Source organism: Desulfitobacterium sp. LBE (assembly GCF_007830365.1).
Taxonomy (GTDB): Bacteria; Bacillota; Desulfitobacteriia; order Desulfitobacteriales; family Desulfitobacteriaceae; genus Desulfitobacterium; species Desulfitobacterium hafniense.
Window position 1 is genome coordinate 1,391,109 of record NZ_VLKD01000001.1, and the last position, 15,773, is coordinate 1,406,881.

The 15,773-nt window shown below is 48.3% G+C and carries 10 protein-coding genes; 1 reads left to right on the forward strand and 9 read right to left on the reverse strand.

What is annotated here, in order from left to right; translation table 11 throughout:
- The 8 genes from DESLBE_RS06745 to DESLBE_RS06780 form a co-directional block, all read right to left on the reverse strand.
- Positions 1–294 (reverse strand): hypothetical protein, encoded by a 294-nt coding sequence (locus DESLBE_RS06745; RefSeq protein ID WP_005814003.1) that lies wholly within the window; start codon positions 292–294, stop codon positions 1–3.
- Positions 291–1,583 (reverse strand): FAD-dependent oxidoreductase, encoded by a 1,293-nt coding sequence (locus tag DESLBE_RS06750; protein ID WP_144675874.1) that lies wholly within the window; start codon positions 1,581–1,583, stop codon positions 291–293. Before DESLBE_RS06750 ends, DESLBE_RS06745 begins: the two co-directional genes overlap by 4 nt.
- Positions 1,584–1,694: 111 nt before the next feature.
- The gene (locus tag DESLBE_RS06755) at positions 1,695–3,236 is read right to left on the reverse strand and encodes a class I adenylate-forming enzyme family protein (RefSeq protein WP_144675876.1); all 1,542 of its coding nucleotides are present in this window, start codon (positions 3,234–3,236) and stop codon (positions 1,695–1,697) included.
- Positions 3,237–3,415: 179 nt separating this feature from the next.
- Positions 3,416–4,672 (reverse strand): MFS transporter, encoded by a 1,257-nt coding sequence (locus tag DESLBE_RS06760; RefSeq protein WP_144675878.1) that lies wholly within the window; start codon positions 4,670–4,672, stop codon positions 3,416–3,418.
- 133 nt (positions 4,673–4,805) lie between these two features.
- Positions 4,806–6,011, reverse strand: a complete 1,206-nt coding sequence (locus DESLBE_RS06765; protein WP_144675880.1) for a CoA transferase — start codon at positions 6,009–6,011, stop codon at positions 4,806–4,808.
- Positions 6,012–6,040: 29 nt separating this feature from the next.
- Complete coding sequence (locus tag DESLBE_RS06770; RefSeq protein ID WP_144675883.1) at positions 6,041–7,186, reverse strand: acyl-CoA dehydrogenase; 1,146 nt, start codon at positions 7,184–7,186, stop codon at positions 6,041–6,043.
- Positions 7,187–7,289: 103 nt separating this feature from the next.
- Positions 7,290–8,468, reverse strand: coding sequence for a CaiB/BaiF CoA-transferase family protein (locus DESLBE_RS06775; protein ID WP_144675885.1), 1,179 nt, complete (start codon positions 8,466–8,468; stop codon positions 7,290–7,292).
- A gap of 13 nt (positions 8,469–8,481) precedes the next feature.
- Positions 8,482–9,630 carry an acyl-CoA dehydrogenase gene (locus DESLBE_RS06780; protein ID WP_144675887.1) on the reverse strand — a complete coding sequence of 383 codons (1,149 nt, stop codon included), beginning with the start codon at positions 9,628–9,630 and terminating at the stop codon, positions 8,482–8,484.
- Positions 9,631–9,937: 307 nt separating this feature from the next.
- On the opposite strand from DESLBE_RS06780, the gene DESLBE_RS06785 reads away from it, so the two are divergent.
- Positions 9,938–11,881 carry a sigma 54-interacting transcriptional regulator gene (locus tag DESLBE_RS06785; protein ID WP_144675889.1) on the forward strand — a complete coding sequence of 648 codons (1,944 nt, stop codon included), beginning with the start codon at positions 9,938–9,940 and terminating at the stop codon, positions 11,879–11,881.
- 290 nt (positions 11,882–12,171) lie between these two features.
- Here DESLBE_RS06785 and DESLBE_RS06790 read toward each other — a convergent pair whose 3' ends face one another.
- Positions 12,172–15,624: an NAD(P)-binding protein gene (locus DESLBE_RS06790; protein ID WP_144675891.1), complete on the reverse strand. Its 3,453-nt coding sequence runs from the start codon at positions 15,622–15,624 to the stop codon at positions 12,172–12,174.
- Positions 15,625–15,773: the final 149 nt, after the last annotated feature.

The window sequence follows — 15,773 nt, forward strand, 5'->3', positions numbered from 1 at the left end:
TCAGCCCCATCTGAACTCGATTCCTAAGGTTCCTACGGGGAATTCCCACTTCTCTAATAGGGTGGTGCCGCACAGCACCCGGCAAGTTCCACATTCGAGGCAACCTGCGTAATCAAAATGAATCTCACCTTTATCGTCTTGTTTATAAAGACCTGCCGGACAAGCCAGCATGAGTTTATGATATTCTTTGCGGTCGATATCTTTTTTCAGGACAATATGAGCGTTTTCCTCATCCACATAAAACTTATCCAGTCCCAGCTTTTCATCCACATTTACCGTGTTGGCTGTGCTCATAGGGATCGAACTCCTTTCCACGCATCTTTGGCAATAGTCGTCAACCCAACCTCCTTAACATGTCTCATCATGTTCTTCATAAGGGGCTGAGCCGGCTGACCATTCATAATGAACAATTCTGCCAGCATATCTGCCGCCATTCGGGGATAAGCAGCAAAGATCCGCGGCGTTTCTTCCAGGAAGCGGGGGAACTTCTGGTAATGGATCATATCCTTCATGACAAAACTATTGCTCAAAAAAGTCTGATAACATTGCAGAAAGCTTTCCGAATAATTCTCAGCCTCTTTGGCTGCCAAGACTGCTTTTACTGCACATTCGGCTGAGGCAACGGCAAAGTCCATCCCCCGCACGGCATAGCCTAAGTTGATGCAGAACCCGGCGGCGTCGCCGACAACCAAGACCCCATTGCCGGTCATTTTAGGAATCATCTTTAAGCCCCCTTCGGGAACAAGGTGACCGGAATACTCGATCAATTTCCCGCCCTTAAGCAAGGGCTCAATCACTGGATGCTTTTTAAAATCCTCAAGCATTTGGGGCACGGATTTATGGCCTTTAACCAGTTCACTAAGGGTACTGACCACACCTATGGAAATGCTCTCCTTATTGGTATATAGGAATCCGCCGCCCACACGCCCTGCTGAGGGGGTCCCGGCAAACAGCCATGAAGTTCCTTCATGGCCCCGGCAGCTAAAGCGGTCTTCGAGGACCGGCACCGGCAACTCAATAACTTCCTTGACCCCGACAGCCACATGCTCCGGCCGTAATTCGCCCCGGAATCCTAATTTCTGTGCCAGGAGAGAATTAACTCCATCAGCTAAAATCGTAACCTGGGCTTCCAGTTCATCTCCTCCGGCAATAACGCCGCAGACTTTACCCTCCCTGAAAATTAAATCATCGATGCGAATCCCGGTAATAAACATCGCCCCTGCTTCTTCCGCCTTTTCCTGCAGCCACTTATCAAATACTCCGCGCAAAACGGAGTAGGAGTCGCTGCCCTGGATTCCGAGCATGTCGGAATAGTAATCCAAGGTAACATTGCTTTCCTCGGTCATCAGACTGATCTTTTCACGGGTAATCTTCCGCTCAACCGGAGCCTCCTGGGCGAAATCAGGCATAATTTTCTCCAGACTGTGACTATAGATGCGCCCGCCGGTTACATTTTTACTGCCCGCATAATTCCCCCGCTCTACGACGGCTACCTGCAGTCCTTCTTTGGCCAATAAATACCCGGCGACTGTCCCTGCGATCCCCCCGCCGACGATTACAGCATCAAATTGATCCTCAGACATGTCTATCCCCCTCCATTTTTCGTCCCATTTCCGCCGCCTTCTGTTATATTCACACCGTTGCCAAAGCAAATTTTCGGCAATGACCCTATTGAAATTGTTTAAAACCTTTATTCAGCTATATCTCCTAATAACTTGCCGCCCTTTGGCCAGTGCCTTCTTATCGATTTTTCCATTAGGTGATCTAGGCATTTCCTTTATTAAAATCACCTGGTCAGGAATTTTAAATTTAGCAATTTTACCTCTGGCATACTCCCTTAAGGTTGTTTCCGTTTCTTCACTATCTTTTTTCAATTGGATAAAAGCATAGATCTGCTCTCCCAGTTCTTCCTGCATAACACCCATTACACAGACTTCCAGAACCTCCGGGTGAGTATAATAAACCTTTTCCACCTCCCCAGGATAGATATTATAGCCCCCGCGAATGATTGTATCTTTCTTTCTGCCGACAATCCTGATATATCCTGAGTGATCAATCGTCCTTAAATCCCCTGTGTGCAGCCAGCCATTTTCATCAATGATCTTTGCCGTTTCCTCCGGCGCAAGATGATAACCTTTCATCACATTGAAACCTTTACAAATCAATTCACCAACTTCTCCCGGCCCCAATGCTCTGCCATCCCCATCGATCACCTTGACCTCCACACCCTCATAAGGCCTTCCTGCCGTTTGTGTCCGAAGCTCAAGATCATCCTGCAAGGTTGTCATGGAGACGGTAACCGCCTCTGTGGAGCCATAGGCAACCATAATATTGCAATTCAGTACGGAGCGTATTTGCCGAACCAAATGCTCATCGACCATGGTGCCGCCAATCATACCTGTCCGCAGTGAACTTACATCCTTTTTATGCTGGAGATGTTCATTGATTTCTCGTATGAACATGGTGGGCACACCATAATGCACGGTCACTTTTTCCTGTTCTATTAAGGCTAATGCTTCCCGGGGACTGTAGTTCTCCATTAATACGATCTTGCCGCCGAAATAAAGCGGTAACACTATTCCGGTGACCAGACCATAGAGATGGCTGCAGGGTACAGGAACCAGGAAAATATCCTGATGGGTACATTCCAGGCGCTCCCCTATGCTTTTAGCCCCCTGAAATAAATTTTCATAAGTCAGCTCTACTCCCTTTGGGCGCCCTGTTGAACCCGAAGTAAGCATAATTGTTAAAACATCACTGTAACTATCCACTTCCACCGGCCTTATCGCGCCATTTCTTCCTTTTTCCAAAAGTTTGGCAAAAGACAACAGGCCCTTTTCCTCCAAGCGTGTTGTAATGATTTCGGAAGCTAGTTTTTGTTCTTGCAATAGGCAAAAATGGCTCTTATGGGCGATAAAAACTGCTTTTGGTTCCACCTGCTGCAGACGATCACAAATTTCATTCTTCGCAAAGATTTCGTTACAGGGAACAAGAATAGCCCCCAATTTGGCAAGGGCAAAGAAAATTACGATGAATTCATACCAATTGGGGATGATAGTTAACACCTTATCCCCTTTTCTAATCTCCAGCTGAGAAAGTGCAAAAGCAAGGCACTGAACCTCTTCTTTCAGTTCCCGAAAAGTCCGCCGCTGCTGCCCATCAAAGATCGCCTCCCGGTGCGGCGCTATCTCTGCCCAATAATCCAGGATGCCCTGAAAGGTTTCTTGATTGTTCATTTCCATCCCTCACTTTACCTTAGCAAGATGCTCTAGGCCCTGAATAAATTCAAGAAAAAACCCAAGGGATTGAGCTGCTCTATGCATTGGTTATCGTGAAGCGGAAAAACGGCTGACCCGTTTTTCCACTTCATTCAAACTGGTTTGTATTTGAGTAAAAACAAGCAGCTTTACAGCCATTATTTGGGAAGCTTTTTAGCCGTCACCGTAGTCAGCAGATAACCTCCGTAAGCAATCAATAAAAACAAAAGAGAGGCCAGCAAGGAATTGGCATAGCTTTTACTCAGGTCAAATATGAACCCATACAGGGTCATAGCAAACGCCATCAGCAAGGTCGTAATCGATTGGATATTGGAAAAAATCGAACTGAAATCCTTTTGACCAAAGAACTGCCTGACGACCATAGGGGGCATAACCGTACCCATGGATATGCCACCGAATCCAAAGATAAAAGCACCGACGTATAATAATGTTGTATTGCTTCCCGCTGCTAAAATAGTGATAAGTCCTGCCGCTGACAGTACTGTTCCTGTGGTAATGGCTTTGCTTAAACCGATTTTGTCATTCAGGTAACCCATGACTAATTTGCCGAAGATGATGCCAAAGGATGTCATGGAAATGGCAAAACCGCCAACGATCGCGGAAAGACCGATCGAGGTTACATATCCGGGGATATGAGTTTGCACCGTACCGCTCATTGTCATCATACCGGCAAAAATCAAGGCAGTATAAAAAGCAGGGGATTTTAAAGCCTGGCCGGCAGTAACTCCGGGCAGCTCGGCAGGTTTCGCACCTGCCTGGGGCTGCACTTGGGCAGTTGCTGCAGCTTCCGCTGCTCCGTAAGGTTCAAGTCCCATTTCGGCCGGTTTAAAACGAACCACAAAGATCATAAACGGCATGGTAATCGCAAAAGCAATAAGACCAAGGGCAAGATAGCCCGTTCTCCAACCATAGTTTTGAATGATATAAGCGCCAACAGGGTTAAACAGGGTTCCTCCGACCCCTGACATAGCTAAGGCTAAACCCAGCGCGAAGCCAACTTTTTGTTTAAACCAATTGTTGATCAGAATAGGGATGGGAAGGAACATCACAAAAGCGCCGGAAATACCCATTAACACACCGGCCGCATACCAGTGATATAAGGAAGTAAATTGTGACATTGCGGCAAAAGTTAAAGTAAACACAGCCATTGCCGCAATCAGAAATTTTTTAAAGTTAGCCGTAGGCATTTTCTTGCCGGCTATCGGCAAAACAATAAACATGGCCAGATAGATAATCGTCATGTACAGGGAAAAAGCACCTCTTGAAACCCCTAAATAATCACAAACCGGTTTGAAGAAAATCCCGGAGCAAGCCATGACTACACCAAGTACACAAAAGGATATGGTTCCGCAACTAATCATGATCCACCAAGCGTGATGAGCTTTCTTATTCATGATATCTACCGCCCTTCATAGTCATTCCGAGGTCGATAATTAATCCAGGCAGCCTGTGTGCCAAGGAGAGCACCGCATGTGCTTCAAGCAGGCCGCCTTATCACTTAGCACACAGGCTTCCCTTATCGTGATCCTACTCTTTCGCCAGAACTTTATCGTTGTAAAGCGCCAGAATTTCTTCAGAGGAATAACCCAGTTCGGCCAAAATGTCCTCATTGTCCATGCCATACTTGGGAGCGCCCCTCCATACCTTGCCGGGTTCCTTGGCCAGTTTGGGCACTACATTGACACCCTTAATTTTTTCGCCGTCGACGGTTTCCCATTCCGTAAAGGTTTCCCGGGCGATATAGTGAGGATGTTTTTCTGCCATGGCGTAGGTCATAACCGGACTGACCGGGATACCTGCCTCATTCAATTCTTTTTCAGCTTCTTCAACCGTTTTGGCAGCACACCATTCATTGATTTTTGCCTCCAGAACCCTGGCCCCTTCGGTTCCTTGCAGTACCCAGGGAACAGCTCTGGGGAAAAGCTCCGATCCCCACTCAAAGCCAAAGAAAGGCAGCCCGACTTTCATAATGCCCGGCCCGCCGAAACAAATGAAGACGAATCCATCCTGGCATTTAAAGGCCTTAAATGCCGCACCTACCGCATTTTCGCCGCCCGTTCTCGCGGGTTGGAACCCTTCGCTAAAATATTTAAGAGGCCATCCTGATTGCCCGCGCAGAACCGACTCGAACTGGGTGCAATCGATGCTGTCGCCGATTCCTGTTTTCTGGGCCCGGATATAGGCCGCTAAAGCTGCCCAGGAAGCGTATAGCGCGGTTGTTGCGTCACACATGTAAGGGTTCGTAGCCATTGGGACGTCTTCTGTTCCATTCACGGAAACGAGGGTGCCAAAGGCCTGGCCGATGGCATCCCAGGAAGGCCTTTCCACGTAGTTCGGATCTCCGCTTAGGCCGTAGCCGGTTACGTGAACGATAACCAGCTTCGGGTTGACTTCCCACATGGTTTCATCGGTTATTCCCCAGCGTTTCCATTGACCCCCTTTTGAGTTTTCAATAAAAATATCGGCCTCTTTGATCAACTTGTAGAAAACCTCCCGGCCTTGAGGAGAAGGAATATGCAAGGCCAAAGCTCTTTGGTTGCGATGATCCTGCTTAAATGCCGAACCACCGGCAGCCCGGCTTTGATCAGGCACAACAGCACTTTCGATATTGATGACTTCAGCTCCGAAATCAGACATCATCGTAGCCGCATAGGGGCCTGCTGTAGCAAGTCCTGCACAAATTACTCTGACCCCTTGTAAAGGGCCGAATTGTGGAATCTCTGCACGTTTCATTAAAGCCACTCCCTTATTGTTTTTTATTTTTACTTTTTATATTTCTTCAAAATAGCCCGTCCGGCGATATGAACCATGATTTCATCAGTACCCCCACCGATCCGGTTGGCACGGCAATCCCTCCAGAATCTTTGAATCCTGGTCTCTGTCGTATAGCCGATACCGCCAAAGATCTGCATCGCATCATCAATGACCTCTTGGGCAGCGCGGGCAACATAGTACTTGCATAAGGCCGAAGAAATCTGAACGGATAGACCGTTTTCTTTCTCCCAGCAAGCTTTGTAAAGCATGCTGCGCACTGTCTCCAGCTTAATCTGCATTTCGGTGATTTTCTTCTGAATCAGTTGAAAGTTCCCGATGGGTTTCCCAAATTGCACCCTTTGGTTGGCGTAACGGACCGCATCGTCAAAGGCCCCCTGAGCCCACCCCAAAGAGGCGGCAACGCCGGCCAGTCTCTCAATTTCAAAGTTTTTCATCAGTTGGAGGAAACCTTCGCCCTCAACTCCTACCAGGTCTTTTTCTTCGACTTCCACATCTTCAAGATAAAGTTCATAGAATTTGCTCATTTTGAAACCAACTTTACCGACAGCTTGCAGCTTAATGCCTGGTTTGGTCATATCCACCCACCACATAGAGATGGCTTTATGAGGGTTAGGCGCCTGGGAATCCCGGGTTAAAAACAGGCAATAAGGGTATTCGCCGGCATTGCTGATCCAGGTCTTATGGCCGTTCAGGTAAACTTTGCCGTTTCTGCGGGTAGCCGTAGAGGCGATGGCACTGTCGTCCGACCCGGCTTGAGGTTCCGATATTCCCAGGCTGAAAGCCATTCTGCCCCGGCCGGCGTATGCCATGGTGATGCGTTTCTGTTCTTCATTGCCAAAGGTCAGCATATCGTCGATCAGCATCGCATTGGTAAACATATAAGCAGGCCCGCCTGCCCGGGCTAATTCCTCAATGACCATGATCTGGGTCAGAACGTCGCAGGGTGTGCCTCCGTACTCTTCCGGCACTCCAAGAAGTCCGAATCCGTTATCCATCAGGGCATCCGCCAATTTATCCGGGAACACATGGTTTTCATCGCATTCCGCAAGATAACTCTCCGTTATTTCATTGGCCAGGACTTGCCGCAAGCTTTCGATTAACAGCTCCTGTTCTTCTGTGAGTCTAAAATCCATTGTTCAGTCCTCCGTTTTTTTCCGGTCAGCCTAACACCGATAGTTGATTTAGAAGAAGTCAGGCACCCCAGGAATTTTTCAGGTATTTATTTTCAGATATTTACTAAATAACTTTTTGCTTTTCCAGTTCCTTGATCTGCTCTTCGCTGTAGCCGATAGCTTTCAGGACTTCTACCGTATGCTCTCCGTAAAGGGGTGGCGGGCTATAGATCTGAGCCGGGTTTTCAGCAAATTTTACCGGGAAGGCAAAGTTGCGTATCGTCCCCTCCACGGGATGTTCCACATCGACGGTCAGGTTTCTGGCTTGAACTTGTGGATCCGCCAAGGCCTCTTCGAGATTTTTAACCGGTGTAAAGCAGATATCCAGCGGCATCAGCAATTCCGTCCACTCTGCCTGGGTTTTGGTTTTCATGATGGCACTGACCGCTTCGATGAGCTCCGCCCGTTCCGGGTCCGGGGAATATTGCAGGGGAGCCAGTTCCGGGCGGCCGATGCCCTGGCAGAAGCCTTTCCAGAACTTCGGTTCGGCAGCGGCCAGTGAGACATAACGGCCATCCTTGGTTGCGTAGATATGGCAGCAGGCATCGACACCCGTGGTCACTGTTTCGCCGCGCTTGGGAACCCCTCCGCCCGTGAAGTAATCACCGGCATACAAGCCAAGGAAGGGCATAACTCCATCCATCATAGCCACATCGATATACTCGCCCCGGCCAATCGTCCTGCGACCGATAATGGCGGCCAGAATACCGATGATAGCCCACATGGAGCCGCCGGCGATATCGGCAATCGTAATTCCCGGCATAACAGGCGGCCCGTTGCGGACGCCGATAGAGTCCAAAACTCCCGCGATGCTCAGGTAGTTCGTATCATGTCCTGCCATGGTGCGGTAAGGCCCATTTTGCCCGTAGCCGCTCAAGGAGCAGTAGATTAGATTGGGGTTGACTTCCCTGACATCCTGGTAACCCACCCCCAGTTGATCCACCACCCCAGGCCGGAAAGATTCCAGTATGACATCATAATCCTTCACCAATTGCAGGAAGATATTTCTTCCCTCATTGGTTTTTAAATTAAGTCGCATACTCTTCTTGTTGCGGTTATGCATCAGGAATTCCATGGTTTCTTTCACCACCGGTTTACCCATGGTCCTCATATAGTCGCCGCCTTGGGTATCTTCGATTTTCAGGACTTCGGCACCCATGTCCGCCAGAGTCATGGTGCAAAAAGGCCCCGGCAGCAACCGTGATAAATCTAAAACCCGTATACCCTGGAGCAGCATGGCCATTTCCAACACCTCATTATTTATTGCGATATTTTTTCAGGATAGCTCTGCCGGCAATGTGAATCATGATTTCATCCGTACCTCCGCCGAAACGGGTGTTGCGGACATCCCTCCACAAACGGGATATTCTGTGGTCTTTGGTGTAGCCGATGCCCCCCATAATCTGCATAGCGTCATCAATGACTTGGTTTGCTGCCCGTACGCAATAATATTTTGTCGTTGCTGAGGAAATCTGCAACGACATGCCATTCTCTCTCTCCCAGCAGGCCTTATAAACCAGGTTGCGCATGTTCTCAATTTTGATGGCCATTTCCACGATCTTTTCCTGGATCAGCTGGAAGCTGCCAATTGGCTTGCCGAATTGCACCCGTTGATTGGCATAGACAGCGGCATCCTCAAAAGCAGCTTCAGCCCACCCCAAAACACCGGCAGCAATCTGAATGCGTTCCACCTCGAAATTTCCCATCAAATTCATGAAGCCTTCCCCTTCGACACCGACCAGATCTTCCTCCTCAAGTTCAACATCTTCCAAATAGACTTCATAGGTTGGGGCCGTATTGCCGCCAATCTTTTCCCAGGGCATCACCTTAACACCCGGCTTGCTCATATCAACCCACCACATGGAGATCGCTTTATGGGGATTCGGCGCATTAAGCTCCCGGGTAAGGCAGAGCATATAGGGTCTTTGTTTGGCCTCAGTGATAAAGGTTTTATGAGCATTGATATAGACCTTGCCGTTTCTGCGTGTTGCCGTAGCCATCATGGTACTGTCATCGGAACCCGCACCCGGCTCAGTGATACCAAGGCTGAATGCGCATAGCCCTTTCTTGGCATACTCCATGGTTATCGCTTTTTGTTGCTCATTGCCAAAGTGCAGAATATCATCAATTAACAAGGAGTTGGAAAAGCAAGGAAAGGGTACGCCGAATTTTGACATCTCTTCAGTGACAAGCATCTGAGTCGTAATGTCGCATGGGGTGCCGCCGTATTCCTCCGGAATACCCAAAAGGGCAAAGCCGTGTTCAACAAAGGCGTCCGCAATTTTTTGAGGGAATGCGTGGTTGTCGTCACACTCTTTCAGATACTCATGGGTGGCCACCTCTTTGAGCACCTCGCGCAGTCCTTCAAGCAGCAATTCCTGCTCTTCCGTCACTCTGAAATCCATTTTTCCATTACCCCTTTTCATCTTTTTTGACTAGTCGTAGTACAATGCAATGCAATTAACGTGCCAGGTTTCACAAGTCCTTTAGTCCCTTATTTACTAGGGCGAGACTTTGACAATCTCAAGAAAAATGACCGAAATTCAAGACATCGGGCCAACTTGTCTCAAATATCGGTCATACCCATCCCAAATCCCAGGGATTCTTTGAATTACTGTCGAAATTAAATTCTGCAGGGCAGTCCAAGCTTGTGCTATAATGATCAATGTAAGCATCAGCAACTTAATGGTATCCGTAAGGAGGCGACATTGAGTGTTTGCGAAATACAATCATGAAAAAACCAAAACAATCTATTATGACTTTATTAACAATCATGCCAATGTTGAATTATCTTATTTAAGAAAGGATATCATCCATTCCTGGCAACGCTGCAATTCAGCGCCTATTGATCCCTTCAAATCCAAATTTTCGTTTCCAGCGGAATTTGCTGATCTTGATTCTTTTACCAAGCAAGAATGGGATTATGATCGATTTGTGGTCAATAATAAATTGGCATTGGAATTTTATGATTTTTTAATATCGATTCACGCTGCCATTTACTATACTGATTTAAACTTGAATATCATAAGAAGTTATGGGGACTCTGATTTACTTAAACGATTAGCCAAACTAAATTGGGATATCGGAACCAACTTATGCGAAGAAAATATTGGCACCAATGCAGCTGCTTTATCCTTTCAGACCAAAAAGTTAGAAGTCGTTGTCGGTGCAGAACATTACTGCAAAATATTGCACCCCTATGTCACGGCATCCTGCCCATTTAATTCTTCGTATTGGGTTATAATCGCCAATCATTCCAAGTTTTCCCCTTTTTTAAGCAAGTATATCGAATTGTACACAAGCTATCTTAGTTATAGAAATCAAGCGGAAGAAAATAAGCTGGCTCTCGCCATATCACCTCTATATACCGAAGATAAGCTAAACCCCAAAGCTAAAATCCTGATCAACGAAATTGGCAAAATCATCGATGTCAGCAAAAGAGGTCTCCGCTTTTTCAATCTTCCTCCTAATAGCTTTAAGAATAAGTATCTAAAAACACTAATTCCTGATTTGGAGCCTGCTTTGCGTTGCTTAAGCTCCAATGACATTCATCATTTGGACTTAAACGTACAAAATGTTCCTATGCATGTATACTGCCAGTCGGTTAGAAATAATGAAAGCAACATCTATGGCATGGTTATTACTCTGGAATCCAAGGAGCCTCTTAACCACAAAACACGCAGCACTTATCATTTCAGTGATTTAATTGGAGTGAGCCCCCGCTTTATGCGTATTAAAAAAATGGCGGAACGTGCTTCTTTAAATTCCAGCAATGTCCTCATCTATGGAGAGAGCGGGACAGGAAAGGAATTATTTGCCCAAGCCATCCATAATAGCAGTGAACGGAAACATGGTCCTTTTATCTCCATAAACTGTGCTGTTTTACCAAAGGAACTTATTGCCAGCGAATTATTTGGGTATGCAGAAGGTGCTTTTACTGGTGCCCGCAAAGGAGGCGCACCGGGAAAATTCGAATTGGCGCAAGGCGGAACTCTTTTTCTGGATGAAATCGCCGAGATGCCCATCGATATGCAATCTGCTCTATTACGGGTATTGGAAGAAAGACGAATTACGCGGCTCGGTGATGATAAACTTATTGAGCTTGATGTTCGGATTATAAGTGCCACAAATAAAAATCTAAGTGAAGCTATAGCTAATAAAACGTTTCGCTTGGATTTATATTATCGGTTAAATGTTATTCCACTCGAACTAATCCCCTTGCGTGAGCGCAGCGAAGATATCCCCCTATTGATTGAATACTATGTAAATCTTTATAATGAGCAATTTCAGACGAATATTGCTGGTTTTACACCGGATGCTCTGGCTATGCTGAAAGAATATAACTGGCCCGGCAATGTGCGGGAACTTCGCAATATAGTCGAGAGAGGAATTAATCTGTGTTTCTCCGATTATATTACTGTTGAGGACCTTCCCACTGAAGTTGCAGAGTATACTTTCAATAGGGAAAACCTAAGTATCAATCATAGCAATAACACCGTCTTTCAGGAATACAAAAAAAAGATCGCAGAGATGAATCAAATAAAAGATTCACTTGCTAAATGCAATGGCAATAAAGTAAAAGCCGCTCATCTTATGGGTCTTTCACGGTCAAAATTCTATCGTAAGCTGAAAGAATACAACTTAGTGGAAAAATGAACAGCAACCGCCGCAGGCGGGCCAGTTTTCATCACCATACACAGCACACACCGAAATCTGACCACTATCCGGGTAGCCGACCTTCCCTACTGCCCTTCAGATGCAGATACTCAAGCTCCCGGGATTGTCTTGCTACAAAGCAATCCCAGGAGCTGACTTTTTTTGCATGTAAAGCCCCCATAGGGCCGCTTATCTTTAAAAGTATATTCTGCTCTATCAGGATTTACCGATGGTCTCTACTTATTTGATTCTCTTTTTTGATTTTCTTAAAGTGCTTGAGATGCACCCTTTCATCGGATCAGCTGTTGAAAGATCCGCTGCTCAAGCTGCTCGGACGGTGTGTCTATGCGTTCACCGTCAATGGCGGCATACACTCCTTGGCCGGGGTGATTTTCCTTTAAGCGGATGGTTCTGGCCGTGACAAAGGAGTCCATTTTCAGCTTCCGGATCTTCCCGGAAAGTGCCGCGAACAATTCCCTTGAACCTTGAGCCGTACATTTATCACAGGTACACAGAGTAAGCTCATGGGTTACAAAAGCGGAATCCGCCATTCTACGGTCATGTTTGGCAACAGGTTCCCTTTTCACAGCTTCATAATGGGTGTGCAGCAATTCGTGGGCCAGGGGTGAATTGGCTTCTCCGTAATACTCATCATAAAGGCGCAGGATATCGGGGTTTTCCTGAGATTTGCGATACCGGGAGGTTTGATCGATATTGACGAGAACCTGCTGCCGCTTCTCCAGAGTATCGATCTTCTCCGGCACCGGATGTCCCGCTCCGCAGATACAGCCCCCCGGGCAGGCCATCACTTCGATCAGATCATAGCCTACTTCCGTACCTTCAATGATCTTCTCCAGAATCGGCTCAACATTGTGCAGTCCGCTGATCACCGCTACATTGACCTTCTTGCCTTTGGCTTCCACGGCAGCCTCTTTGATCCCCTGGAGTCCGCGCACTTCCTGATAATCCAGCTGGTCTGTCAAGACCTCCCCGGTCAGTTTCTCCACCGCCATCCGCAGAGCCGCTTCCGCCACGCCCCCTGAGGCCCCAAAGAGAATCCCCGCCCCGGATACTCGTTTATAGGGTTCGCAGAAATCCTGAGGCTCCACATCGGCGGGCTCGATCAACTTAATATCCGCCATTTCCAGCATTTCGGTAGAGGTCAACACAGCATCCACATCCCGGATTCCCTCTGACCTGAACTCCGGTCGGGCTGCCTCATACTTTTTGGCTATGCAAGGAACAATGGAAACCACATAAAGATCCTTGGGGTCGATTTCCGTCAGTTCCGTAAAGTGATTTTTCACCGTAGCTCCCATCATCATCTGGGGGGATTTGCAGCTGGAGAGATAGGGAATGATTTCCGGATAGCGGCGCTCCACGAAATTGACCCAGCCCGGACAACAGGAGGTGAACTGGGGGATCCGCTTATGGCTTTGCAGGCGGGTTAAAAATTCTGTGGTTTCTTCCACAATGGTCAAATCCGCCGCAAAGGTAAAATCAAAAACTTTATCAAAGCCGATCTTTTTCAGAAGTCCGGCAATAAACCGGGAAGCCTCCTGATAGGAAACCCCATACTGGGAAGAGACCACACTGCGCACTGCCGGAGCTACAAACGCTACGGTGGTTTTGCCCAGATCATTGAGGGCTCTGAATACCCTGCCGATTTCACTGCGGTAGTCCAACGCGCCGCAAGGGCAGGCATTCACACACTGGCCGCAGCTGACGCAGTCGGTCTGATCCAGGGGCAGTCCGCTCTTCGTCCCCACCAGCTGACGGCCATGCTTCATATAGAAGCTCAAAATATCGGGACCTTCCACTTCTGCGCAGGCGGCGATGCAACGGCCGCAGGAGATGCATTTGTTGTGATCGCGGATGATAATGGAATGATCCTCGACAATAGGGATATAGGGCCGTTCATGGACCGGTTTCTTAAACTCAATATGGTGCAGACTAGCTTCCTGGCGCAAGTCACAGTCATAACGCTCATAGCAGCCGCATTTTAAGCAGCGCCGGGCTTCCGCTCTTGCTGTCTCTTCACTGAGCCCTGTCTCCACTTCCCGGAAATTATCCCGTCGTTCCGCCGGTGGCAGTGCCGGCATGGGGGCCCGTTTCAGCCGGGGAATCTTCTCAAATTCCCACTGGGGCAGATCTTCCAGGGACCCGCGGCTGCAGCTGTAATCCACAGGCTGCTCCTTGACATAGCCTTTCATCAAAAAGCTGTCCATAGCCTCCGCCGCATGACGTCCGGCCGCCACAGCCTGAATAACTGTAGCCGGACCTGTGACACAGTCGCCGCCGGCGAAGATATTCATCTCAGAGGTCTGCATGGTCTTGCCGTTGATTTCGATATCTCCCCACTTATTCAGCTTGACAGGAAGATCATGATATAAGAACTGGGTATTGGTGCTTTGACCGATGGCCCCGATAATCGTATCCGCTTCAAAGGCCGTCTCGCTGCCTTCAATGGGAATCGGCCGGCGCCGGCCGGAACGGTCCGGCTCCCCAAGGGTCATCTTGATACAATGAAGCAGCTTGCGCCGGCCTTCGGCGACGATCTTATGGGGGGCGGTTAAAAAGTACATTTCAACTCCCTCGTGAATTGCTTCTTCCACTTCATAGGATTCCGCAGGCATTTCTTCCCGGGTCCGGCGATAGACCAGTTTGACGGAGCCCGCCCCTTTGCGCAGCGCGGTCCGGGCGCAGTCGATGGCCGTATTGCCGCCGCCGATGACGACCACATGCTCACCCAGCTTAATGTCCGCTCCTTTCGTCACCTGCTCCAGGAAGTTGATGCCCAGCCAGACTCCTTCCAGATTATCTCCTTCGATCTGCAGGGGTGTTGCCCGCCAGGAACCAATGGCCAGATAGACTGCATCAAAGTCCTGATGCAGATCCTCCAACCGGATATGAGTGCCCAGGGCTTTGTTGGTCATGATTTTGACGCCCAGATCGGCAATCAGCCCGATCTCCCGATCCAGAGTCTCCTTGGGGAGGCGATATTCCGGAATTCCGTAGCGCATCATGCCCCCGGCCCGGGGGTGGCGTTCGAATACTGTGACATCATGTCCCTGAATGGCGCTGTAATAAGCAGCACTCAGCCCTGAGGGACCGGCGCCCACCACGGCAATTTTTTTGCCGGTAGATGCTTTTTTACGAGGTGCCCAGGGTTGTTCATGGGCAATATCCCAGTCGGCAATAAATCGTTTGACATGATTGATGGCCACCGGCTCATCGATTAAATTCCGGCGGCATTGGGCCTCACAGGGATGAGGGCAGACTCTTCCGCAAACGATGGGAAAAGGGTTGCGCTCCTTAATGACCTTAATCGCCGTCTCAAAATTGCCGTTGCCGGCATGGCTCAGGTAAGACTGGATATCGATATTGGCCGGGCAGGTCATGACACAGGGCGCCACACAGTCGGCATTATGATCCGCCAGAATCTGCTCCAGACGAATTTTGCGGTAATGCTCCAGCCTCGGACTGTTGGTATGAATGATCATACCTTCCTGAATCGGAGTATGGCAGGCTTTCACATCCTGTTGTTCGCTGCCTTCTCCCAACTCCACCACACATAGCCCGCAGTTGCCATTGGAACGCTCCAGCCGGATATCGTAACATAAATGAGGGATATGGATATCCTCCTGAAGCAAAGCCTGAAGAATCGTCAGATCACCATAGACTTCCATCTGTCGTCCATTGACGGTTACCCTGATGCGTTGCTGCTTCGTTACTTCTTTCATTCCTTACTCTCCCTTCGCCGCCTTTTTCTTAATCGGTCTATGTTTGCAATTGTAGTAATTTTCACTATTTTTTACTGTTTTGTCAAGCCCCTATTTGCTGATTACAGTTTTATCTATAGTTTAACCGCGCCAGAGTGGCGCGGTTATTA

Bases quoted from the DNA above. Each gene is read 5' to 3' on its own strand.
- DESLBE_RS06765 (WP_144675880.1), bottom strand. From the start codon at position 6,011: ATGAAACGTGCAGAGATTCCACAATTCGGCCCTTTACAAGGGGTCAGA.
- DESLBE_RS06770 (WP_144675883.1), bottom strand. From the start codon at position 7,186: ATGGATTTTAGACTCACAGAAGAACAGGAGCTGTTAATCGAAAGCTTG.
- DESLBE_RS06790 (WP_144675891.1), bottom strand. From the start codon at position 15,624: ATGAAAGAAGTAACGAAGCAGCAACGCATCAGGGTAACCGTCAATGGA.
- DESLBE_RS06780 (WP_144675887.1), bottom strand. From the start codon at position 9,630: ATGGATTTCAGAGTGACGGAAGAGCAGGAATTGCTGCTTGAAGGACTG.
- DESLBE_RS06745 (WP_005814003.1), bottom strand. From the start codon at position 294: ATGAGCACAGCCAACACGGTAAATGTGGATGAAAAGCTGGGACTGGAT.
- DESLBE_RS06755 (WP_144675876.1), bottom strand. From the start codon at position 3,236: ATGAACAATCAAGAAACCTTTCAGGGCATCCTGGATTATTGGGCAGAG.
- DESLBE_RS06750 (WP_144675874.1), bottom strand. From the start codon at position 1,583: ATGTCTGAGGATCAATTTGATGCTGTAATCGTCGGCGGGGGGATCGCA.
- DESLBE_RS06775 (WP_144675885.1), bottom strand. From the start codon at position 8,468: ATGGCCATGCTGCTCCAGGGTATACGGGTTTTAGATTTATCACGGTTG.
- DESLBE_RS06760 (WP_144675878.1), bottom strand. From the start codon at position 4,672: ATGAATAAGAAAGCTCATCACGCTTGGTGGATCATGATTAGTTGCGGA.